Source organism: Mycobacterium intermedium (assembly GCF_002086275.1).
In the GTDB taxonomy this organism is placed as follows: Bacteria; Actinomycetota; Actinomycetes; order Mycobacteriales; family Mycobacteriaceae; genus Mycobacterium; species Mycobacterium intermedium.
The window spans coordinates 1-23,379 of the sequence record NZ_MVHT01000075.1; the positions used below are offsets into that span (position 1 = coordinate 1).

The window sequence follows — 23,379 nt, forward strand, 5'->3', positions numbered from 1 at the left end:
CCGGCGGACTCGGCGGCGCCGGCGGGACCGGCGGGTTGTTCGGTGCCGGCGGAACCGGGGGCAGCGGCGGGCACGGCGCGGCGAGCGGGGGAGCCGGCGGGAGCGGCGGCGACGCAGGAATGCTCAGTCTCGGAGCGGGCGGCGCTGGCGGCGTTGGTGGCGACAGCATCACCGCCGGGACCGGCAACGGCGGCGCAGGCGGGGCGGGCGGGAACGCCGGCCTACTCTTCGGCGAGGGCGGCACGGGCGGCAACGGCGGGTTCGGCCCGACCAACGGCGGCAAGGGTGGCGCCGGGGGCAACGCCGGGCTGCTCACCGGCTCTGGCGGTGCGGGTGGCGCGGGCGGTAACGCCGGAACGGCGCTCGCCGGTGCAGGTGGCGCCGGCGGCAACTCCGGCCTATTTGGCAACGGCGGCAACGGCGGTAGCGGCGGCACCGGAGAGGCGGCCGCCGGCAGCACCGGCGGTGCGGGCGGGGCCGGCGGCAACGGCATGCTGATCGGCGACGGCGGTAACGGCGGCACCGGCGGCCTCGGCGCGACCAAGGGCACGATGGGCGCTGGCGGCATCGGCGGCCAATTGCTGGGCCTGGACGGCTTCAACGCGCCCGCCAGCGCCAACCCGTTACACGTTGCGCAGCAACAGGCGATCAACGCGATCAACACGCCCATCCAGGCGATGACCGGACGGCCGCTGATCGGCAACGGCGCCAACGGCGCAGCGGGGACCGGTACGGCCGGCGGGGACGGTGGGTTGTTGTTCGGCAACGGCGGGATCGGTGGTTCCGGCGCGGCCGGCGGCACGGGCGGGCACGGCGGCACGGGCGGCGGCCTGTTCGGCACGGGAGGTGCCGGCGGCGCTGGCGGCGCGTCGCCGAACGGCAACGGCGGTACGGGCGGCGCCGGTGGCGATGGCGGCCTGTTCGGCTCGGGCGGCACCGGCGGAGCCGGCGGCAGGGCGCCGAGCGCCAATATCGGTGGCACAGGCGGGGCCGGAGGCAACGCCGGCATGCTGGCGGGCGCCGCCGGAAGCGGCGGCCAGGGCGCTGCTTCCTTCACCGCCGGCGTGGGCGGCGCCGGCAAGGGCGGCGCCGGGGGCGCGGCCGGTAACGGCGGGCTGTTCGCCAGTGGCGGCGTCGGCGGCGACGGTGGCTTCGGCCAAACCAGCGGGGCCGGCGGGGTCGGCGGTAACGGCGGGCTGTTCTCCAGCGGCGGTGACGGCGGTGCCGGCGGCGCCAGCAACCTGAACGGCAGCAGTGGGGCGGGCGGCACGGGCGGCAACGGCGGGTTGTTTGGCGGCGGCGGTAGCGGCGGCGCTGGGGGATTCGGCCAGACCACTGCCGGTGCCGGCGGGCACGGCGGCAACGCCGGCATGCTGAGCCTCGGCGCCGCGGGCGGGACCGGCGGCGCCGGCGGGAACAACAACGGCGGCGGCACCGGCGGAGCGGGCGGCACCGGTGGCAGCGGCGGCATGTTCTTTGGCGACGGCGGGGCGGGCGGTGTCGGTGGCGGCGGCGGGTTCGTCGGCGCGGCCGGCGGCAACGGCGGCAACGGCGGGATGCTCATCGGTTCGGGCGGTGCCGGCGGGGCCGGGGGCGCAGGCGAGCTCGGTGACCCCGGCGGCGCCGGGGGCAATGGCGGCACGGCCGGGGTGATCGGCAGCGGTGGTGCCGGTGGCTCCGGCGCTGCCAGTACCGGCAGCAAGGGCGGCAACGGCGGCAACGGCGGCAACGCGGTACTGGTCGGCGATGGTGGCAACGGGGGCAACGGAGGACCGGGTACGCCGCCCGGCACGTCCGGCACCGGCGGTACCGGCGGGCAACTGCTCGGTGCGGACGGGCTGAACGGGCGGTTGTAAAGCGCTAGTGCTCGTGGTGGCCCTGGTGCCCGTGGTCCTGCGCGTGGCAGCCGTGGTCATGCTCGGCTTGCGGCGAGCCGCCCATCATGCGCAGCATCGGCATGCCGCCGGAAGTGAAGAACCGGGCCACCAGTAACGCGGCGATCAGCAGGAAGGCGATGTTGAGCCAGGTGGTGTAGTTCCACGAGATGCCGGCACTCATGACGATGGCATTGCGCTGGCTGGGGATGAGACTTACCGCGCCGAAGACCAATTCGATGAGGTAGCCCGCCGCCACCATCGCGACACAGAAGGTGCCCAGCAGCGTCAGCATCATCTTGGTGCCGTAGTACTTCCGGTAGATGTTCAGGATCGGCAGGATCAGCAAGTCGGCGAAGATGAACGCGATGACGCCGCCAAAGCTGATGCCGCCGTTCCACAACACCGCGGCCAGCGGCACATTGCCGATCGAGCAGACGAAGGACACGATGGCCACGAACGGCCCGACGATCGGTCCCCACACCGCCGACCAGGACGGGTGATTGGCCAAAAAGAAGTCCTGCCAGAAGCTTTCGGGCACCCAAGCCGCGATGGCGCCGGCGATGAACAAGCCGATGACGAGGTCGCGCAGGATCGCCAGCCACTCCATGACGAAGACATGTGAGACCGAGGTGAAGCCCGCCGGGGAGAACAGCCGTCGCCAGAACGACCCGTCACCCTTGATCGACATGTCCATGGCGGCGTGGCCCTCCATCGAACCGGCGATGCCGCGTTCGGCCTGTTGGCGAGCCTCGTCGATGAGCCGGGTGCGTACGAACAGCCGGAACAAGACGGCCAGCACGATGATCATGATCGGCCCAGCGACGAACTCCGCGGCGGTGAACTGCCAGCCCATCAGCAGAGCCAGGATGATGCCCAATTCCACCACCAGATTGGTGGAACCGATCTCGAACGCCATCGCGGCGGTGAAGTTCGCGCCCTTGCGGAACAGTGAACGCGCCAAGGCCACCGCAGCGTAGGAGCACGACGACGACGCCGCGCCCAGTCCGGCCGCCACTGCCAGAGTGCGTGGCCTGTCGTCGCCCATCAGGCTCACGATCGTCGACCGGCGCACCACCGCTTGGACCACGGCCGACAGCGCGAAACCGAGAATCAACGCCCACAGAATCTCCCACGTCATCGAGCCCGTGAGCGCCAAAGCGTGCCCGAGGCCCCCCAACACCTTGTCCATCAGGACCTCCGTTGTCGCGTCGTTTCCGCCGGATGATCACCCACAGCGCAGCGGGGGCGTCTGGGTCAGGAAGATATACCCCCTAGGGGTATCTGGTCAAGCCGCTCTTAGGCGCGGCGTCTAAGCTTGGCCCGCCCGGAGATGAGACGAGGTTTGCAACGGTGATGGAAAGACGAGCGACGCCCTTGGCGGTCCTAGCGGCACTTGGTGTGTTCCTGGCGCTTTGGCTATCCGGCTGCTCGTCGGAAAATCCGGAGTCCGAGGCGCCGCCTGCCACGGGTACCACGGCCGACTCCCCGCTGATGGCCGATGTCCGCCAGTCCGTGGAGTCGACCAAGGCGCTGAGCAGCGCGCATCTGGCGGTCCGCTCATCGGGTCAGGTGGACAGCATGCTCGGCATTACCAGCGCCGACGTCGATGTTCGGTCCAAGCCGCTCGCAGCGAAGGGTTCGTGCACCTACAACGGGCAGTCCGACGTTCCCTTCCGGATCAAGGACGACACCATCTCGGTGAAACTCTTCGACGACTGGACCAATCTCGGCAACGTCTCCGACCTGTCGGCCTCGCACATGCTCGACCCCACCAATGGTGTGGCGAAACTGCTCTCCGGCGTGACCAACGTGCAGTCACAAGGTCCAGAGGTGATCGACGGGATTCCCACCACCAAGATCAACGGGACCCTGCCTACCGACACCGTCAAGATCCTGGATCCCGGGGCCAGGCAGTCCAGGCCGGCGACCGTGTGGATCGCCTCGGATGGTTCGCATCGCCTTGTCCGGGCCTCGGTGGACCTCGGGTCTGGGTCCGTGGAGGTCACGCTGTCCAAGTGGAACGAGCCGGTCAACACCGACTAGTCGGTAGTCGGTTCCGCTGGCGACGCCGGGGCCGGGTGCCAGGCCGCTGGGCAGACGTGTGCCACCGCCGCGAGTGCCCCGAGCCCGATCAGCAGGACAACTCCCAGTTGACCTAGGGCACTGGACACACCGCCCGACACCAGCACCAAGCCGACGCCGAAAATCACCCCAAGCCCGGCCAGCGGCGCGACGGCCCGCCGGGCCGACGCGGCAACGAGGTAGGGGATACCGCAGGCCGCGAGGACGGCGAAGGACACCAGTGCCACCGAGACGTGCAGGTCCCGATGCAGCATGTTTTGCAGCACGAACGCCGAAATGCCCAGCGCGGCCAGGCCGGCGGCCAACACCCCGAGGCCCACCCCGACGCCGGTGACGGCGCCTCGCCATACGCCGATCACCGCTGCCACGGCGAGCAGCGTCGCGCCGAGCAGCACGCCGTCGTGGATGAGCGCGCTGCGGATGCTCGCGGCCATTGCGGCGCCGCCGCCCAGTGCCACCTGACTGTCCAGCAGGCTCCCGTACTTGGTCGTGCTGTCGATCGCTGCTTCGAGTTGCTGACCGCGGGTTGCCGCACTCAGGTCGAGTCCTGTGCCGTCGGAGTAGACGAACAGGCGGGTTGCTGTGCCGTCGGCGGAGAACATCCACTTGCGCACGTTTTGGTAAGACGGGTCGGCCAACGCTTTGCGGGAGAGGTAGAAACCGCCCTCACCGGTGTCGGCGAAGTCGACGCTGAGGTTCTTCAGGAACGCCGACAGTTGGACGACCTGGGGGATGGTCTCTTCGACGGTCCGCTCCAGCGTGGGCACGAAGGATCGCAGCTGATCCAACGCGGAGCGCATTTGCGCGACGGCCTGGGGCGTGGTGGCGAAGACGTTGACCGTGCGGGCGGATACCCCGGCTATGCGGTCCGCTCCGTCGGACAGCACTCGCACGTCGTTGACCACGCGGTCCAGGGGATCCATGACCTTGCGTGCGGCCGAGCACAACGCGTCGGCGGGGCAGTTCTGGACGCCGCCGGTCCAGTCGCGGATCGGATCCAGATAGCCCGACACCTCCACGGTGGTGTCCTTGATGTCACGGGTGCCGGAGAGCACCACGTTGATGGCTCGCTGCAGCTCGGAGAGCCCGCCGAGACCGGCATTCAGGGTGGTTTCCACCTGGTCGACGGCGCCGCTCACCTGATCGACGACGGAAGCCAGCGTTTTGATCGCGTTCACCTGCGGTACGAACGTCACGGCCTGGCGATCCAACTGCTCGCCCAGCTTGCCCGCGGCCGACGCCAGCGAGGCATCCGTCCATGGGACACCGCCCGGCCAGGCCGCCGACTGCACCCTGCGGACGCCGGGGATCTCCATCAGCCGATGGCTCACCTTGTCGATGGCGACAAGTCCCGCCGGGTCCCGCAGGTCATGGTCGGCTTTGAACACGATGACGTCGGGGAGCGACGTCCCGGGGACGAACTGAGCGCGATTCGACAGGGGTGGGTTGTCAGCGACCCCCCAACGCAGCCCCAACAGGGGTAGGGCGCAGATCGCGAGCACCAGGGCGGTGGCCACGGCCGTCCGTGGAGCCGACAGCCGGGATACGAGGCCGCCGGCCGGCGCCGCAGCCGGCTCCGGCGGGTCTTGCACCTCCGCAAGCCCGCGCAGGCTGGGCAACAGTGTCAATGAAGCCGCAAGTGCCACAACGACACTCACTGAAGAGATGCCGACGCTGTGCAACGCCGGCGTCCGGGCGAGCAGCATCGGCGCGGTCAACACCGCGACGCCGACTCCAGGAAGGGCCATCGCGCGCCGGCCGACCAGCAGGGCGGATGCGGTGATCGTGCCCATCGCCAGCACGGCGGCCAGGGTCACCGCGAACGGTGACAGCCCCGCAAACCTCGTCGCCACGACCAGCGGCCACGCCACCGCGAGTGACACCCCGATGGTGAGCAACAAGCTGCCCGCCCCGACCAGCGACCGTCGTGCCAGCAGAAACAGCAGCACGGCGGCTACCGCTGCCGCGGCCGCGATCGCCGCGCCCTGCCAGGCGTTCATCCGCAGCGGCATGCTGGTCGTGGTCGCCGGGACCGTGATGCGGGCGCGCAGCCCCGAAGTCGGCGGCAGCTTGCTCACCACCGAGCGGGCGGCGGCAAGCGATTCCCGCGCCTGCGCAGTGCCGGCCTGACCCTTCAACCACAGCATCGCGACGCCGGTCCGGCCGTCGGCACTGGTTCCGATCGGCGCGGTCAGCGGATCCGACCACCAGTCGACCACGGCGCCCACATGGGTCGTGTCGGCGCGCAAGGCGCTGACGGCCGCTTCGTAGTAACGCTGATCGGCCGGTCCCAACGTGTCACGGCCGTCCAGCACCAGGTAGGCAATGGCATCGGTGCCGGTGCCCGGGAACGCCTGGGTGATCCGAGCCGTCGTGGCGGCCGTCTGGGCGTCATGCGGCACCAGCGCCGAGCCGACGTCAGCTCTGGTCGACGTCAGCGCCGGCAGCACGTTCGCGACCACGGCCACCGCGATCCAGGCAGCCACGACAAGGAGGTTGGCGAGCCGAGGTGACCTATGGCTGTCGTCGGCTGGCACGCTCGTGATGGTACTGACAGCAGCCCCCGTCGAGGGTGTTTTTGAACGGATGTACCAGATCAGACTAGGCGTCCAAGCGGGCGAATTGATGCTGCCGATACTGCTCGACGCACGCGGACCGGCGGACCTTGCCGCTGGTGGTGATCGGAATCGAGCCCGGCGGCACCAGAACCAGATCCGCCACGCTCAGCCCGTGCGAATTCGACAACGCCGAGGTGACTTCCCGCTTGATGGCGCCGAACTGATTCATCGCTTCTTCGTCGGAGTCGCCGCGCTTCTTGAGTTCGATTATGGCAACCAGCTTTTCGACGCTCTGCTCGCCGGGCACGGCTATTGCCGCACAGCGGCCCCGAGTGATCTCTTGGATGGTCGCCTCGATGTCGTCGGGAGAATGGTTGCGCCCGTACACGATCAGAAGATCTTTGATCCGGCCGATGATGAAGAACTTGCCATCGACGGAAAACCCCGAGTCCCCGGTTCTGAGCCAGGGACCTTCGGGGGTGCCCTCCGAGGGATTGACCAGCTGTGCACCGAACGTGCGCTCGCTCTCTTCGGCCTTCTCCCAATACCCGCTGGCGACGTTGTCGCCGTGCACCCAGATCTCGCCGACCGTTCCCGCTGCGGCTTCGGTACGGGTGTCGGGATCGACGATGCGCAGGATCGGCGATGTGGGAAGTAGGTAGCTGATCAGGGGTGTGCCGCTTCCTGCCGCGCATCGCTTGGCGCGGCCGTTGGCCAGCTCCTCCGAGTCGAAGTAAATGGTTTCGGCCGGGTGATTCGGTTTGCTATTCGCTACGTAGAGCGTCGCCTCCGCCAGTCCGTACGCGGGCCGGAGCACTCGTTCCTGCAGATTGAACGGCGCAAACCGGTTGGCGAAGCGCTTGAGCGTTGCCGGATGCACCCGCTCGCTGCCGCTGACGATGGTGCAGACATCGCCCAGGTCAAGGCCTGCCATGTCCTCATCCGACACTTTCTTGGCGGCGAGTTCGAACGCGAAGTTCGGTGCTGCCGAGAATGGGTGCGGACGACTTGCCAGCTGCTGCAGCCACCGGGCGGGGCGTTGCAGGAATGACATCGGGCTGGTGATCACCACGGGGAAGCCGCCCAGGATGGGCGCGAGAATCCCGAGCATCAATCCCATGTCGTGATAGAACGGCAGCCACGTCACAAGAGTCATGTCCGACGGCCCGATACCGTCGGTATCCGCGAAGTAGCCCGCCATCAGCTGTTCGAAATTGATTCGAACGTTTTGGTGCGACATGATGACGCCCGCCGGCGTGCGGGTCGATCCGGACGTGTACTGCAAGTACGCAGTTTCGAGCTGGTTGTCGGCGGCGGCGCCAGATCTGTTGGGCCGGTCCAGGTCTAACGAATCAACCGCAATGATGGCCGGAGCGGATGCACCGGCGTGGGCCTCGACATGCTGAGCCACGTCATCTGCCACTGCGGACGTCGTGAAAATTGCGGTTGGTGAGGCATCATGCAGCACCGACTCCACCCGTTCGTCGGTGGCGCCGCCCTGGGGAACGGAAAGCGGTACCGCAATCACTCCGGCGTGCAGCGCGCCAAGAAAGGCAGCAACGTACTCGAGTCCCTGGGGAGCCAGTATCAGCGCGCGATCACCCGGCGAGGCGTGACGGCTCACCTCCTGAGAAACGTTGAGCATCCGCCGATACAGCTGCCCCCATGTCAGGGTCATGGCGACGCCGTCCCAGTCCCGCTCGTAATCGAGGAAAGTGAATGCCGTGTCGTTGGGCTGCAGGCGGGCCCAGGCGCGCAGCACCGTGGGAAGGGAACGCACACTCATGGGCGTCTAGGGTACCGGCCGTCGTTGTGACCTGTCCCAGACTTGGCATTTGGCCAGATCAACACCGGTTTGACGGGGTTCGTCGCCCGCGGTCGAACGGGTTACTTTACCGGATGACGCGTGAAATCCGTTGTGGCGCAACGGATGATCGGCTAGTAACCGATGCCGTGCCTTCCGCCGGCCCGGTGGCGTCGGCCGGTGAGCGCATTAGCCCTGCTCAGCGCGGCAATCCTGGCCGCATGCTGGGAATTCTCCCCTTTGGCCTCGGCGTACCACTTTGGCGTCTAAGCTTGATTCTCCGAGACCGGCTAACGGTTTCGAGTCCGGGTTCGCTGGGGTTGGGGCTAGACGAGAATTGTCAGAGCGGCACTGCGCAGTCCGTTGCCCGTATCAAGACTCGATGCAGGTGTTGTCGGGAAGCAGATTGAGCTGAGAACGAGGGTTTTTGGGATGGAAACGCGTGTCACTCCCATTGCGGTCATCGGCATGGGATGCCGGCTGCCGGGGGGAATCAACTCTCCCGAACAGCTGTGGGAGTCGGTGCTGCGCGGCGACGACCTGGTCACCGAGATTCCGCCGGACCGCTGGGACGCCGACGCCTATTACGACCCCGAGCAGGGAGTGCCGGGCAGGACGGTGTCCCGGTGGGGTGGCTTCATCGACGACGTCGCGGGCTTCGACGCCGACTTCTTCGGTATCAGCGAGCGGGAGGCCCTCTCGATCGACCCGCAGCACCGACTGTTGCTCGAGACCGCCTGGGAGGCGATCGAGCATGCGGGTTTCGACCCAGCATCGTTGGCCGGGTCCTCGACGGCCGTGTTCACCGGACTCACCCACCACGACTACATGCTGCTCATCAAGGGAGCCGGTGGTCTGGCCAGCCCGTACGTGGTGACCGGTCTGAACAACAGCGTGGCGTCCGGGCGGATAGCCCACACGCTGGGTCTACAAGGCCCGGCGATGACATTCGACACCGCGTGTTCGTCGGGCCTGATGGCGGTGCACCTGGCCTGCCGCAGCCTGCACGAGGGGGAAAGCGACCTCGCGCTGGCCGGCGGTTGCGCGGTGCTGCTGGAGCCGGATGGCAGTGTGGCCGCCTCTGGACAGGGCATGCTTTCGCCGACCGGCCACTGCCACTCGTTCGACGCCGCCGCCGACGGGTTCGTGCGCTCCGAGGGGTGCGCCGTGGTGTTGCTGAAGCGACTACCGGACGCGCTGGCCGACGGTGACCGGATACTGGCGGTGATCCGCGGCACGGCCAGCAATCAAGATGGTCGTTCGGAGACGCTCACCATGCCGTCCCAAGAGGCGCAGGTCGCCGTCTATCGGGCGGCATTGGCGGCGGCGGGGGTGGCCGCCGAGACGGTCGGCGCCATCGAGGCGCACGGCACCGGTACCCCCGTCGGCGACCCCATCGAATACCGCGGCCTCGCACAGGTCTACGGGACCGAAGGAAACACCTGCGCGGTCGGGACGGTCAAAGGCAACATGGGCCACAGCGAGTCCGCCGCCGGCGCGGTGGGGCTGATCAAGGCGGTCCTGTCGCTGCAACACGGCCTGGTGCCGCCCGTCGTCGGCTTCACCAAACTGCCCGATGAGCTTGCCACGATCGACACGGGTCTGGTTGTGCCCCAAGAGGTTACGCCGTTGCCACAGAACAATGGGGGGCCGCGGCGGATCGGGGTGTCCTCGTTCGGCATGTCGGGCACCAACGTGCACGCCATTTTAGAACAAGCTCCCGCACAACCACTTACGGCCGACGCCCCCACCGAATCCGCCGCACCGGCGGAGTTGGTATTCGCGCTGTCTTCCAGTTCGGCCGACGGGCTGCGGCAATCCGCACAGCGGCTCGCCGAGTGGGTGGAGGCACACCAGGACAGCGTGGCGCCTTCCGATCTCGCCTACACGCTGGCGCGCCGGCGCGCCCACCGGCCGGTGCGCACGTTGGTGCCGGCCGCCGGCCTGGCCGAGCTGGTCCACGGTCTGCGCGAGATCGCAAGCGGCGAAACACCTTTCGAGGCGGCGGTGGGCAAGTCCGACCGGGGGCCGGTGTGGGTGTTCTCCGGCCAGGGCTCGCAGTGGGCCGCGATGGGAGCCGACTTGCTGGCGAGCGAACCGGAATTCGCCGCGACGATCGCCGAACTCGACTCCCTGATCGCCGCCGAATCGGGTTTCTCGGTGACCGAAGCGATCACGGCGCCGCAGACGGTGACCGGTATCGACAAGGTGCAGCCGAGCATCTTCGCCATCCAGGTCGCTCTGGCGGTGGCCATGGAAAAGACCTACGGGGTAGTTCCCGGCGCGGTCGTCGGCCACTCGATGGGGGAGACCGCTGCGGCCGTCGTCGCCGGCGCGCTGTCGCTGGAAGACGGCGCGCGCGTCATCTGCCGCCGCTCGAAACTGATGTCCCGCATCGCCGGTTCCGGGGCCATGGCATCGGTGGAACTGCCTGCCAAGCAAGTGAATTCGGAACTTATGGCTCGCGGCATCGACGACGTGGCGGTGGCCGTGATGGCATCACCCAACTCCACGGTGATCGGTGGAGCCGCCGATCAGGTGCGCGACCTCGTCGCACGCTGGGAGCAACGAGACATCATGGCGCGCGAGGTCGCCGTGGACGTGGCATCTCATTCACCCCAGGTCGACCCGATCCTCGACGACCTGGCCGATGCGCTGGCCGACCTGCAACCGATGACGCCCCGCGTCCCGTACTACTCCGCGACCCTGTTCGACCCCCGCGAACGGCCGGTCTGCGACGCGGATTACTGGGTGGACAACCTGCGTAACACCGTGCAGTTCGCGGCAGCGATCCAGGCGGCGTTGGACGACGGATTCCGGGTGTTCGCCGAGTTGTCGCCCCACCCGCTGCTCACGCACGCTGTTGACCAGAACGCCCGCGGCCTCGACATGACGGTGGCCGCCTTGGCCGCTGTTCGACGCGAACAACCGTTGCCGCACGGGCTGCGCGGCTTCCTGGCCGACCTGCACGGCGCGGGCGCCAAGGTCGACTTCTCGGTGCTGTACTCCGCCGGACGGCTGGTGGATGCGCCGTTGCCGGCCTGGAGCCATCGCCAACTGTTCGTCGACGCCGAGGCGCAGGAAGGCCGGGCGCACGGCGCGTCCACCATTACCGTGCACCCGTTGCTGGGCTCGCACGTGCGCCTCGTCGAGGAGCCCGAGCGCCACGTGTGGCAGACCGACGTCGGTACCGCGACGCTGCAATGGCTCGAGGACCATCAGGTGCACAACGTGGCCGCCCTGCCCGGAGCCGCCTACTGCGAGATGGCGCTGGCCGCGGCCGCCGAGGTCTTCGGCGAGGGCTACGAGGTCTGGGACGTCGTGTTCGAGCAGATGCTGTTGCTGGACGAGCGGACCCCGATCACCGCCGTCGCGTCGGTGCAGGCGCCCGGCGTCGTCGACTTCGTCGTGGAATCCCAACAGGACGGTGAGAAGACCACGCACGCGACCGCGTCGCTGCGCCCTGCCGCGGATGATGCTGCCCCGCCCGCCTACGACATCGAAGGGTTGCTGGCGCTGCATCCGCACAGCGTCAAGGGCGCGGAGCTGCGGGAGTCGTTCGTTGAACGCGGTGTCCAGCATGGCCCGGCGTTCAGCGGCCTGGGCACCGTCCATACCGCGGAATCCGGCGGCAACACGGTGCTGGGCGAGGTGGGACTGCCCGCCTCGATCCGTTTTCAGCACGCCGCCTACCACGTGCATCCGGCGTTGCTGGACGCGTGCTTCCAGTCGGTGGCCGCCGGCGTCGACAGCGCCGGCGGCTTGCTGTTGCCGCTCGGCGTGCAACAACTGCGGGTCTACGGCCCGCTGCGCAACGCTCAGTACTGCTACGGCCGAGTGACCCGCGCGGACTCGACGGGCGGCGAGGCGGACATCGATGTGCTGGATGAGAACGGCGCCGTGCTGCTGGCCCTGCGCGGTCTGCGCATGGGCACCGGGACCACCGAAGGCGCCGAACGTGACCGTCTGCTCAGCGAGCGACTGCTGACCCTCGAATGGCAGCAGCGGACGCTGCCCGAAATCGATGCCGACGAGGCCGGCTCCTGGCTGCTGATCGACACCTCCGACGGCGCCGAGATGTTGGTGGCCACGCTGACCGACGCGCTGAAATCCCAAGGCGCAGAATGTGTCAACCTGCAGCTGCCCCGCGAGGCCGACCTGGAATCCCTGCGTGCACAGCTGCGGCGATCCTTCCGCGGCGTGGTAATCCTTTGTGGCCCAAGGGCAAGCGACTCGGATGAAGCCGCCTTGACACTGGGGCGTGAGCAGGTGCGGCACCTCGTCCGACTCAGTCGGGAAGTGGCCCAACTGGAGGGTGAGCTGCCCCGTCTGTTCGTCGTCACGAGGCAAGCCCAGCATGCTCGCTCCGACGACCAACTGAACCTCGACCAGCTCGGGCTACGCGGGTTGATCCGAGTGATCGGCAGCGAAGTGCCGCTGATGCAGCCCACCCAGATCGACGTGGACGAGCACACGCAGGCCGAGCTGGTGGCTCAGCAGCTGCTGAGCGGATCGCCGGAGGATGAGACCGCTTGGCGCAACGGCGAGTGGTACGTCGCGCGGTTGTGCCCGAGCCCGCTGCTACCCGACGAGCGCCATACCGCCATCGTCGACCACGAGGTGGACGGCATTCGGCTGCAGGTGCGCACGCCGGGTGATCTGCAGTCGATGGAACTGGTTGCGTGCGAACGTGTTTCACCCGGACCCGGCCAGATCGAGGTCGCCGTCGCGATGTCCACGGTCAACTTCGCCGACGTGCTCATCGCATTCGGCAAATTCCCCGTCGTCGACGACCGCGAACCGCAGCCAGGGATGGACTTCGTCGGTGTGGTGACCGCGGTGGGGGAGGGCGTCGCCGACCATCAGATCGGTGACCGCGTGGCCGGCTTCTCCGAGGGCGGCTGCTGGCGCACCTATTTGACCTGCAACGCCGACCTCGCGATCAAGCTGCCGCCGACGCTGACCGACGAGCAGGCGATAGCGTCGGCCACGGCCAACGCCACCGCCTGGTACGGGCTGCACGATCTGGCCGGCATCAAGGCCGGCGACAAGGTGCTGATTCATTCCGCCACCGGCGGGGTGGGCCAGGCGGCTCTGGCGATCGCACGCCACGTCGGCGCGGAGATCTACGCGACCGCCGGCAACCCCGCCAAGCGGCAAATGTTGCGCGACATGGGTATTGAGCACGTGTACGACTCGCGCAGCATCGAATTCGCCGAGCAGATCCGCCGCGACACCGACGGCTACGGCGTGGACATCGTGCTGAACTCGTTGACCGGTGCGGCCCAGCGTGCCGGGCTCGAGCTGATGGCCTTCGGTGGGCGGTTCGTCGAGATCGGCAAGGCCGACGTGTACGGCAACACCCGGCTGGGTCTGTATCCCTTCCGCCGCGGTCTGACATTCTTCTACCTCGACCTGGCGCTGATGTCGGTGCTGCAGCCCGAGCGGGTCCGCGAGTTGCTGAAGACGGTGTTCCAGTTGACCGCCGACGGCGTGCTGGTCGCACCGCAGACCACGCACTACCCCTTGGCGGATGCGGCCACAGCGGTTCGCGCGATGAGCAACGCCGAGCACACCGGCAAGCTGCTGCTGGACATGCCGCGCACCGGACGTAGCAGCGTGGTCGTGCCGCCGGAGCAGTTCCCGGTGTTCCGTCGTGACGGCGCGTACATCATCACCGGCGGCGTCGGCGGGCTCGGTCTCTTCTTCGCGTCGAAGATGGCGGCGAAGGGGTGCGGGCGGCTGGTGCTGACGGCGCGCTCGGCGCCCAACCCCAAAGCCCGGCAGATGATCGAGCGGCTGCGTCGGGCCGGCACGGACGTCGTGGTGGAGCTCGGCAGCATCGCCGAACCGGAGACCGCGGTTCGCTTGGTGGAGGCGGCAACCGCCACCGGGCTCCCGTTGCGCGGCATTGTGCACTCGGCGGCCGTCGTGGAGGACGCCACGCTGGTCAACATCACCGATGACATCATCGACCGGGACTGGTCGCCAAAGGCTTTCGGCTCCTACTACCTGCACCAGGCATCGGTCGGGCAGCCGTTGGACTGGTTCTGCGTGTTCTCCTCAGGCGCTTCCTTGCTGGGTTCGCCCGGTCAGGGCGCCTACGCGGCGGCCAACAGCTTCGTCGATGCGTTCGCGCACTGGCGTCGCGCGCAGGGGCTGCCGATCACCTCGCTGGCTTGGGGGGCCTGGGCCGAGGTTGGTCGCGCCACGTTCCTGGCCGAGACCGGCAAGCAGCTCATGATCACCCCCGACGAAGGCATCTACGCGTTCGAGGCGATCCTGCGCTACGACCGCGCTTACACCGGGTACATCCCGATCATCGGGGCGCCGTGGCTCGACGACGTCGTCCGACGCAGCCCGTTCGGCGAGTTGTTCCAATCCAGCGGCCAAAGCTCGCGCGGGCCAAGCAAATTCCGCTCCGAGCTGATGACGGTGCCCCGCGACGAATGGCCCGCCCGGTTGCGCCGCCTGATCACCGAGCAGGTGGGGGTGATCCTGCGCCGCAGCGTCGACGCCGACCGGCCCTTCGTCGAGTACGGGATGGACTCACTCGGGATGCTAGAGATGCGCACCCACATCGAGACGGAGACGGGGATACGGTTGAGCCCCAAGGTGATTGCTACGCACAACACCGCACGCGCACTCGCCGAGCACCTGGCCGAAACCCTCGCCGAGGAGGCGGGCTCACCCTAACCCGCGAGCAGACGCAAAGTTGTATATTTCGCGCCCGATCCGTACGACTTTGCGTCTGCTCGCGACTACTCCACGGCCCAGCCGTAGTCGGAGGGGACGGTGCACAGCAACTCGTGGATCGCCTCGAGCGGCTCCTTGGGTGACGGCGAGTGCCCGTGGTTTTCGATGACCAGATGCTCCCCGGACAGGCCGCAACCGTAGAAGTCGAGCGGGACGGTGATCGAGCAAAAGAACTGTCCCTCAAAGTTTTCCAACACGACCCCTTCGGGCGTGCGCACGGTGGGCAGCGCGCTGACGTCAGTGCAGAAGACCAGCGGCGGTAAGCCGGGCGGGGTTCCTTCGAACGCGGCGCCGAAGTTCAGCCCCGACTGCTGAACCAGGCCCTCGGCGATGTCGGACCGGAAGGTGGCGCCGATGTCGGCCGCCAGATCGACGATGTCGGTGTCCGGCCCGATCTCGGCGAGGTAGGTCGCCACGCCCACCAGGTTGGTGGCCTCCGTCGGGGCCACCGGAGGGTTGAGGAAGTACCGCAGATCCACCGGATAGACGTAGGGAATGGGCACGTGGGGCGTATTGCGCAGCTTCCACTCCGTCATCAGGATCGCCGCGGCCACCACGGTGTTGACACTGACCCGATTCTGCTGACAGAACTCGATGAGGTCGGCGGTCTCCTGTTCGGTAAAGCGGACCCGGGTGACGGGAACGGGTTGCGGAGCACCAGGAGTCGCGACCAGGGTCGGCTTGACCGACGGGGGCAGGTCGTAGGCGTACATCACCGGCAGGAAGCGTTCGACGCCGGTGAGCCCCAGTTTCTTCACCCCACGCTTTTCCAGCATCGCCTCCAGTGACAGGGGCGCCGGCTGCGGGTCGACCGGGCCGGGGTCGCCGGTCGCGACGATGTCGGTGTAGCGGGAGAACAGCTCGTCGAAAAGCCCCGCCCCGTGGTGGCCGTCGGCGATGCTGTGATGCAGATAGATCGTCAGCTCGGAGGCGCTCTCGCCGTGCTTCAACCGCAGGTGCAACAGGGATACGGTCTGGTCGAGCCGGATCTCGCCGCCGCTGGACGTTCCGTCGACAACCGTTATCCCCGCATGCATCATGTCGTCGCCGACGAGATTCCAGCCCCCGTCGGGGTTCTGCTCGAGATGGCTGGACAGGATCGGATGCGCCTCCACGAGCGCGTCGAAGGCGTCGGACAGCGCGTCGATGTCGACGCGGCCCCGCAGCTGCACCGTGACGGCGGTGAACACCTCGTACTGCGCGAAGGCTTCTTCGCTCTTCGCCAGCTTTCGGATCACGGATCCGGGAAACACTCCAGAACTCCTCCCGTCAGTGCGTGCTGGCGCGCTTGTAGCCGATCGCGATGGGTACCGCGCAGGCGGCCGCGATACCGACGCTCCACAGCACCGTCGCGATCATCGGCGCCAGCACCGGACCGCCCGCCGACAAGCCACGCATCGCCGTGATCGCGTAGCTCACCGGCTGGTGCGCGACGACCGGCTGAATCCAACGCGGGTATTGATCGAGCGGCAACAGCCCGGTCGAGAAGAAGATCAACAACAGCTGCCACAGCTCAACCGCTTCCACCACAAGCGTTTTCGACGCGAAAAGCGCGACCATCGTGGTGAGCGCGGCGAACGCCATGCCGAAAATCACCGGCACGCCCAACCACATCAAAGTGGCCAGCGCGCCGCCGCGGAAGCGGAATCCCAGCAGCACTCCAACCCCGAGCATCACCCCGGTGGTGACCAAAATCCGGACCGCCTCGGCCAGGATCCGCGACAACGGTCCGGACGCCCGATGTACGGGCATCACCCACAATCGGGCCAGCAGCCCGCTCGATTGCTCGCGCATCAGATCGATTGCGACAAAGGCAGAACCGCTGACCGCACCGCCGAGCGCGAGCAGCGGCACGATGCTGTACAGCGCGCTGTCGTGGGTCATCGCGTAGATGAGCTTTCCGAGCACGATGTAAAGCACCAGCATGAACGCGACCGGCAAGATCAGCGCCTCCATGACGGTGACCACGTCGCGGCCCCAGCGGGTGAGTATCCGTCTGGTCTGCACCAGCGTCTGCGGAATGAGCCGCCGTAGCGAGCTTTCCGAGTACTGCACCGTGCCCGCGGTCATGGGCGTCGAGACAGGACGATGACGGACACGGGCACCAAGAGCAGCGCAAAGCCGATCAGCCACGCGACCGTCGGCGCCATCACCGACCAGGTCACCGGCAGCGGCGACTTGGTGGTGTCACCGGCTAGGGCGCGCAACGCCAACACCAGCTGCGAGATCGGTTGGTTTCGGACGAAGGGCTGCACCCACTGCGGAAACATCTTGAGCGGTTGGATACCGACGGACAGCAACCCGAAGATCAGGATCGGCATCGTCAGCAACGGCAGCATGGCGTCCGGGTTGCGGGTGGCGGTGCCGATCAGGTCGGCGCCGAAGGACAGCAAAACCCCGATCACGATCGCCAACACGCAAAACCCGACGATGTAGATAGCGCCGCGGTGGAACCGGAATCCGATCACGTGTGCGGAGATCAGGGCGACCGTCAGGCCGACACAGCACCGGTACACGCTGGCCGACACCCGGGCCAACACCGGAGTCAGCGGGGCGATCGGCATGGACCTGAACCGGGTGTTCACGCCGTGCAGCGAATCGGTGGCGGCCCGAAACGCCGACGAGATGGCGGCAAAGGCGATGGCCTGCAAGGTGATCAGCGGGGTGATGTACTGCCCGAGATTGCTTGCGACGCCGCTGCTGGCGCCGCCGACGTAGTGGTTCCACGGTGTGGAGAACGGGATGTAGAAGCCGACGGCAAACGATACCGACGCCCCGATCGCGGTGATCAGCTCCCCGTTGCGCAGCGTCGGCGCGATGAAGCGGATGGTCAGCACCCACCACTGCTGCAACATCGACGGCTGCGGCCGATCCAAAGCTGTGACGCTCACCGCACCGCCTCGGGGGTGAGGTGACTCAAGGCGCGGTCCTCGCTGGGATCGGCCGTCATGGACAGGAAGACGTCGTCCAGCGACGGGCGCCGCAACGCGATGTCGGCCGGTTCGATGTTCGCTTCGTGCAGCAGTCGCACCGCCTCGATGAGCGTGCTCGTTCCGTCCGGCGCCGGCATGGTGATCCGGTCGGATCCGGAGGTCAACATCGTCCGCTGCTGTTCGGGCAGCAGCGGGCCCAGCGCCGCCACCATGGCGGGCAGGTCGTTGACGTCCCGCGGCACTATTTCGCAGAAGGTGCCGCCGGCGCGGTGCTTGAGTTCGTTGGCGGTGCCCTCCGCGATGATCGTGCCGCGATCGATCAGGATGATCCGGTCCGCCAGCGCGTCCGCCTCCTCGAGGTACTGCGTGGTCAACAGCGTCGCGATGCCCAACTTCTTGAAGTTGCCGACCAGATCCCAGATCGCTTGCCGGCTACGGGGATCCAGGCCCGTGGTGGGTTCGTCCAGGAACGCCACCTGCGGTTGAACCACCAAACCGCACGCGATGTCGATGCGCCGACGCATGCCGCCCGAATAGGTGCTCACCCGCCGCTTCGCCGCGTCCACCAGGTCGAACTGTTTGAGCAGCTCCTGGGCGCGGGTGCGCGCGGCGGACTTACTCAGCCCGTGCAGGCGGCCGAACAAGACCAGGTTCTGTTCGCCGGAGAGCATGTCGTCGAGAGCGACCTGCTGTCCGGTGAGCATGATGGAGCGCCGCACCCCGGCCGGATCCGAGACGACATCGTGGCCGGCCACGGTTGCCGAGCCGCGCGTCGGCCGGGTCAGCGTGGACAGGATGTCCACCATGGTGGTCTTGCCCGCCCCGTTGGGGCCGAGCAGACCGATCACCTCACCGCGGCCCACCTCGAAACTGACGTCATCCAACGCCACCACGTCGCCGTACGTCTTGCCGACGCCGTGAACCGCCACCGCCGCTGTATCGGGCATCCAACTCTCCTCAGTCAAAGCTCGACAGATCGACCAGCGCGCCGGCCTCGGTCGCGCCCGCCATGGCGCTCTCGTCCTGTTCCGCCACGATGCCCTCTTGGATCAGTTCGCTGAGTGCCACTGGGAACGTACGCTGCAGCGCTTCGGCCGTCGCCGCCGGAACCCGGCGGGCGTCGTACCACCAATCGACATGCAGCGCACCGGCGGACCGGTAGGCCCGAATCTCGATGGCGTGGCCCAGTCCGGGGACGGTCTCGCGCACCGGGACGGTCATGTCGGAGTGCAGTTGCACCGGCGCGACGACCGGAGGCAACTCCGGGATCACACCCACATACCGGAAGTGGATGTCGGGTGTGCGGTGGGCAGCGAGGACGCGGCCGGTCGCGGCATTCACGTACCGCAGCAGACCGTATCCAATTCCGTAGTGCGGAACGGATTTGACGATGTCGTGGACAGCATCCAGATGGTCGAGCGCGGCCGTGCCCTGTCCGGTCGAGCACGGCAGTGAAATCGGGTAATACGTGGTGAACCAGCCGACGGTACGGCGCAGGTCGACGTCCGGTCGCAACACCGAGCGGCCCTCGCCTTCCACATCCACCGCGACGACGCCGGTGCCGATCGTCTGGGCGATGGTCCGGCCCAGGCCGGCCAGCATGATCTCCTGGATCGACCGGCGGAACCTGCGCCTGGCGTCGTCGACCTCCGATGTCTGCTCGAAGCTCAGCGTGCTCGACAGCCGGACCAGATCGGCGGCCGCGGGCCGGGTCTCCGCTTGGTCGGACTTCGCGGGCCACAGCGTGACCTGGCGGGCATTCCGAATCCAGTAGCCGCGAGTGTCCACGGCGGCCGGATGGGTGGCGAGAGCCGCCGCGCGCAGCGACCATTCCCGCCAGTCGGTCACGCCAGGTTCCAGTGCGATCTCTTGACCGGCCAACCGTTGCCCGAACGCGATTACCAGGTCGCTGCCCAGAATCTGGTGTGAGGCGTTGTCGGCGACCATCTCGTGCACACCGAGCGCCAGGAAATGCGGTGCGCCGTCGGCGCGCGTGATGTACACGGCCACCAGTGGCGCGTACGGATCCTCCTGTTCAGCAAGGATTTTCAGCACCGCGGCCTGCTCGTCCTGGCTGCCGGACGGCACCTCCTCGGGCAGCGCACGGGTCACCAGCCCGGTGAATTCGCCCGGCGGGGCGATGCGCTGTTCCCACACCCCGTCCTGGTCGACCAGTTGCAGGCGCAAAGCCCCGTGGTGGTTGACCACCGCGCTCAGCACGGCCTGGATGTCGTCCGGCGACACGGTGGGGTCCAGGCGCAGGATCAGCGGGAAGCGCCAGCGGCCGGCGTCACGCACCCCGCGCTCGAGGAAGTAGGTGGTGTTCGGCATGAGCGCCGGATGCGCCTCCGGCTCCGGGGGTTTGGCCAGCCCGTTCGCCGCGAACGAGGCGTCCACCGCGGCCGTCAGCGAGGCCAAGGTCGGGTGCTCGTAGAGATCTTGCGGTGTGATGCTCAGGCCTTCGTTGGCCGCGGTCATCGCGATGCTGATCGCCATCAGCGAATCACCGCCGAGGTCAAAGAAATTCGCGTTCGGGTCGATCGACCCGACGCCCAGGCACTGCTCCCACACCCGCTGCAGGGTGGCACCGGTCTCGGACTGCCCGTTACGCGCCAACTCGACGCTGGCGGCGTCTTCCGATGGGTGACCGGCCGCGGCGGCAGCCGGGCTGACGGCGGCTCCGTTGGTCGGGGCCTGCGCCCACACGGTCGGCTTCGGGTCCACCCAATGCTTCTGCCGGGCAAACGGGTACCCGGGCAGAGACACGATGTGCGGTTGCTCGCGGCGCAACGGCGTCCAGTCGGCATCGACGCCGGCGGACCACAATTCGCCGAGAGCGCGCAGGAAGGTGTCGCGGTCGTCGGCGTTCTGGATCGGATGACGCATGAGCCGGACGGAGCGGTGCCCGCTGGACCACTTGGGGTGCCGCATCGCCGAACCGGTCAGGCTGCCACCGGGACCGACCTCCACCAGGATCCGGCCCGGATCGGTCAGGACCACGTCGAGTTCGTCGGCGAACCGGATCGTGGAACTGATCTGGCGCGCCCAACTTGCCGGATCGCTCACCTGCTCCGGGGTCATCCAGGTCCCGGTGAGGTTGCTCAGCAACGGTGTCTGCGCGGCGCCCAACCGCTGGCGGGACAAGAATTCCTGGAACTCGCCCAGCATGGGATCCATCGCGCTGGTATGGAACGCGTGGGTGGCCCGCACCCGGCGAACGGGTATGCCGCGCTCCGAAAGGTGTTGGGAGAAGGCGCGAATTTGGTCCTTCGGCCCGGCCACCACGCAGTTGCCGGGATCGTTGACCGCCGACAACTCGACCCCGGGCAGTAGGTGCTCCGCTATATCCTGCGGGGTCAGCGCCACCGCAACCATGGCGCCGGGCGCCGATTCGTGCATCAGCTTTGCCCGCAGCGACACCGTCTTGATGGCCGTTTCGAGATCGAAGATCCCGGCCAGGGTCGCCGCGATGTATTCGCCGGTGCTGTAACCGATGTAGGCCCCGGCGCGCACGCCGTAGGAGTCGACCAACTTCGCCAATGCGTATTCCACCGTGAACAGCGCGGGCTGGGAGCGGTCGATGCGCTCCAGATCCGTTGCGCTGCCGGAGAAGATCTCGGCATGTAGGTCGACGCCCATCTCCGCGCGGAAGCCGTCGGCGCAGGCGTCGAACTGCTCGGCGAAGACGGGTTCGGTGTCGTAGAGACCTTTGGCCATTCCGACGTGTTGCGCGCCCTGCCCGGGGAAGAGGAACACGACGCGGTCGGCGGCGGCGCCTTCGCTGTCGGCAGCGGCCTCACCCACGAAAACGTTGTCGTGTTCGTCGGCCCGCAACAGCTTCGCGGCGTGCTCCCGGTCGTGCACGACCGCGGCCAGGGTGACGTTGTGCTTGCGGCGCTTGGTGAGGGTGAACGCCGCGTCGGACAGGTCCGGGGCGTCCGGCTTCTCCAGTGCCGTCGCCAGCGCTTTGCGCGCCTCGGCGAGGGCGGTGGCGGTTTGCGCCGACAGCAGCAGCACCTGCGGGCCGGTCGACTCGGCCGGTGCCGGTTCCTCCGGTGCCGAGACCGCCGGTGCTTCTTCGACGACGAGATGGGCGTTGGTGCCGCCGATCCCGAACGAGCTGACCCCGGCGCGACGCACCCCGTCGGATTCCCATGGGCCGTACTTGCTTTGCACGGTGAACGGTGTCCGGTCGAGATGCAGTTCCGGGTTGGGGCTGGTGAAGTGCAGCGTCGGCGGAATCGCCTTGTTCTTCAGGCACAGGATCGTCTTGATCAACGCCGCGATTCCGGCGGCGACCTCGAGGTGGCCGATGTTCGACTTGACCGACCCGATCGCGCACGGCCCCGGCCGAGGGGTGTCGGAGACTTCGAAAGCGGTTCGCAGTCCTTCGATTTCGATGGGGTCGCCCAGCGGGGTGCCGGTGCCGTGGGTCTCGACGTAGCTGATGGTCGACGCGTCGACGCCGGCCACCGCATGGGCCTCGGCGATGCAGTCGGCCTGAGCCGAGGCGCTGGGCGCGGCGAAGCCCATCTTCGCCGACCCGTCGTTGTTGATCGCCGACCCGCGGATGACGGCGTGGATGCGGTCGCCCTCATCGAGGGCCGCCCGCAACGGTTTCAGCACGACCAGCCCCACACCGCTGCCGAAGACGGTGCCGTCGGCGCGCACGTCGAACGGCCGGCAGTGGCCGACCGCGGACAGCATCTGGCCGGGTGAGTGCCAGTAACCGACGTGGTGTGGCACGCACAGCGACACACCACCGGCCAACGCCATGTCGCATTCGCCGCTGAGCAGGCTCAGGCAGGCGAGGTGAACCGCGACCAGCGACGAGGAGCACGCGGTCTGGACCGCGATGCTGGGGCCACGCAGGTTGAACTGGTGGGAGATCCGCGTCGCGAGGAAGTCCTTGTCGTTCTGCAAGAACATGCTGAGCTGGTCCCAGTTGAGACCCTCGGCCAGCACGGCGTTCGGGTCGTGATGCGACAGCAAGTTGTGCAGCAGGTAACCGCTGGGGGAGCTGGTCCCGTACACGCCGATCGAGCCCTGGTAGCGGGCCGGGTCGTAACCGGCGTCTTCCAATGCGTGCCAGGCGCATTGCAGAAACAGGCGGTGCTGTGGATCCAGCGACTTGGCGAGCTGCGGGGGGAAGCCGAAGAAGTCGGCGTCGAACTCGTCCACCCCGTCGACGATCGGCGCGCGCCGCACATACGCGGGATTGGCCAGCGCCTTGTCGCTGATGCCGGCGTCCCGGAGCTGTTGCTCGGACAGCGTGACGATCGATTCCTTGCCGCGCCGCAGGTTGTCCCAAAACGCCGACACGTTGTTGGCGCCGGGAAACTTGCCGGCCATGCCGACGACGGCAATGG

Annotated in this window: 11 protein-coding genes; 3 read left to right on the forward strand and 8 right to left on the reverse strand. The window is 67.9% G+C overall.

Annotation, left to right across the window (positions count from 1 at the left end):
* Nucleotides 1-1,856, forward strand: a 1,856-nt coding sequence (locus BST27_RS33240) for a PE family protein (protein WP_211285317.1), incomplete at its 5' end; no start/stop codon positions are given.
* Nucleotides 1,857-1,860: 4 nt separating this feature from the next.
* On the opposite strand, the gene BST27_RS22300 is transcribed toward BST27_RS33240, so the two are convergent.
* Entirely contained in the window at nt 1,861-3,066 is a 1,206-nt protein-coding gene (locus BST27_RS22300; RefSeq protein WP_069418869.1) for a permease, read from the reverse strand.
* A gap of 164 nt (nt 3,067-3,230) precedes the next feature.
* On the opposite strand from BST27_RS22300, the gene BST27_RS22305 reads away from it, so the two are divergent.
* Complete coding sequence (locus BST27_RS22305; protein WP_069418870.1) at nt 3,231-3,920, forward strand: LppX_LprAFG lipoprotein; 690 nt, start codon at nt 3,231-3,233, stop codon at nt 3,918-3,920.
* Here BST27_RS22305 and BST27_RS22310 read toward each other — a convergent pair.
* On the reverse strand, nt 3,917-6,496 hold the full coding sequence (locus tag BST27_RS22310; RefSeq protein ID WP_069418871.1) for an MMPL family transporter: 2,580 nt from the start codon (nt 6,494-6,496) through the stop codon (nt 3,917-3,919). The two genes, BST27_RS22305 and BST27_RS22310, sit on opposite strands and share 4 nt — an antisense overlap.
* 64 nt (nt 6,497-6,560) lie before the next feature.
* Nucleotides 6,561-8,303 carry an AMP-binding protein gene (locus BST27_RS22315; protein WP_069418872.1) on the reverse strand — a complete coding sequence of 581 codons (1,743 nt, stop codon included), beginning with the start codon at nt 8,301-8,303 and terminating at the stop codon, nt 6,561-6,563.
* 450 nt (nt 8,304-8,753) lie between these two features.
* On the opposite strand from BST27_RS22315, the gene pks2 reads away from it, so the two are divergent.
* Nucleotides 8,754-15,017, forward strand: coding sequence for a sulfolipid-1 biosynthesis phthioceranic/hydroxyphthioceranic acid synthase (gene pks2 / locus BST27_RS22320; protein ID WP_069418873.1), 6,264 nt, complete (start codon nt 8,754-8,756; stop codon nt 15,015-15,017).
* A gap of 65 nt (nt 15,018-15,082) precedes the next feature.
* On the opposite strand, the gene BST27_RS22325 is transcribed toward pks2, so the two are convergent.
* The 5 genes from BST27_RS22325 to BST27_RS22345 are packed head-to-tail and all read right to left on the reverse strand — an operon-like array spanning nt 15,083 to nt 23,362.
* Nucleotides 15,083-16,330: a phthiocerol/phthiodiolone dimycocerosyl transferase gene (locus BST27_RS22325; RefSeq protein ID WP_069418874.1), complete on the reverse strand. Its 1,248-nt coding sequence runs from the start codon at nt 16,328-16,330 to the stop codon at nt 15,083-15,085.
* Nucleotides 16,331-16,346: 16 nt separating this feature from the next.
* Nucleotides 16,347-17,147: an ABC transporter permease gene (locus BST27_RS22330; RefSeq protein ID WP_069418875.1), complete on the reverse strand. Its 801-nt coding sequence runs from the start codon at nt 17,145-17,147 to the stop codon at nt 16,347-16,349.
* Nucleotides 17,144-17,932 (reverse strand): ABC transporter permease, encoded by a 789-nt coding sequence (locus BST27_RS22335; RefSeq protein ID WP_079219759.1) that lies wholly within the window; start codon nt 17,930-17,932, stop codon nt 17,144-17,146. The genes BST27_RS22330 and BST27_RS22335 overlap by 4 nt, the downstream gene beginning before the upstream one ends.
* Nucleotides 17,933-17,964: 32 nt before the next feature.
* Nucleotides 17,965-18,957 carry an ATP-binding cassette domain-containing protein gene (locus BST27_RS22340; protein WP_069418877.1) on the reverse strand — a complete coding sequence of 331 codons (993 nt, stop codon included), beginning with the start codon at nt 18,955-18,957 and terminating at the stop codon, nt 17,965-17,967.
* Nucleotides 18,958-18,967: 10 nt separating this feature from the next.
* Nucleotides 18,968-23,362: a type I polyketide synthase gene (locus BST27_RS22345; protein ID WP_069418956.1), complete on the reverse strand. Its 4,395-nt coding sequence runs from the start codon at nt 23,360-23,362 to the stop codon at nt 18,968-18,970.
* Between the last annotated feature and the right edge of the window lie 17 nt (nt 23,363-23,379).

What these genes read in the sequence shown, in the direction of transcription:
- BST27_RS22300 (WP_069418869.1), bottom strand. Translation starts at nt 3,066, where the DNA reads ATGGACAAGGTGTTGGGGGGCCTCGGGCACGCTTTGGCGCTCACGGGC.
- BST27_RS22305 (WP_069418870.1), top strand. Translation starts at nt 3,231, where the DNA reads ATGGAAAGACGAGCGACGCCCTTGGCGGTCCTAGCGGCACTTGGTGTG.
- BST27_RS22315 (WP_069418872.1), bottom strand. Translation starts at nt 8,303, where the DNA reads ATGAGTGTGCGTTCCCTTCCCACGGTGCTGCGCGCCTGGGCCCGCCTG.
- pks2 (WP_069418873.1), top strand. Translation starts at nt 8,754, where the DNA reads ATGGAAACGCGTGTCACTCCCATTGCGGTCATCGGCATGGGATGCCGG.
- BST27_RS22330 (WP_069418875.1), bottom strand. Translation starts at nt 17,147, where the DNA reads ATGACCGCGGGCACGGTGCAGTACTCGGAAAGCTCGCTACGGCGGCTC.
- BST27_RS22335 (WP_079219759.1), bottom strand. Translation starts at nt 17,932, where the DNA reads ATGTTGCAGCAGTGGTGGGTGCTGACCATCCGCTTCATCGCGCCGACG.
- BST27_RS22340 (WP_069418877.1), bottom strand. Translation starts at nt 18,957, where the DNA reads ATGCCCGATACAGCGGCGGTGGCGGTTCACGGCGTCGGCAAGACGTAC.
- BST27_RS22345 (WP_069418956.1), bottom strand. Translation starts at nt 23,362, where the DNA reads ATGGCCGGCAAGTTTCCCGGCGCCAACAACGTGTCGGCGTTTTGGGAC.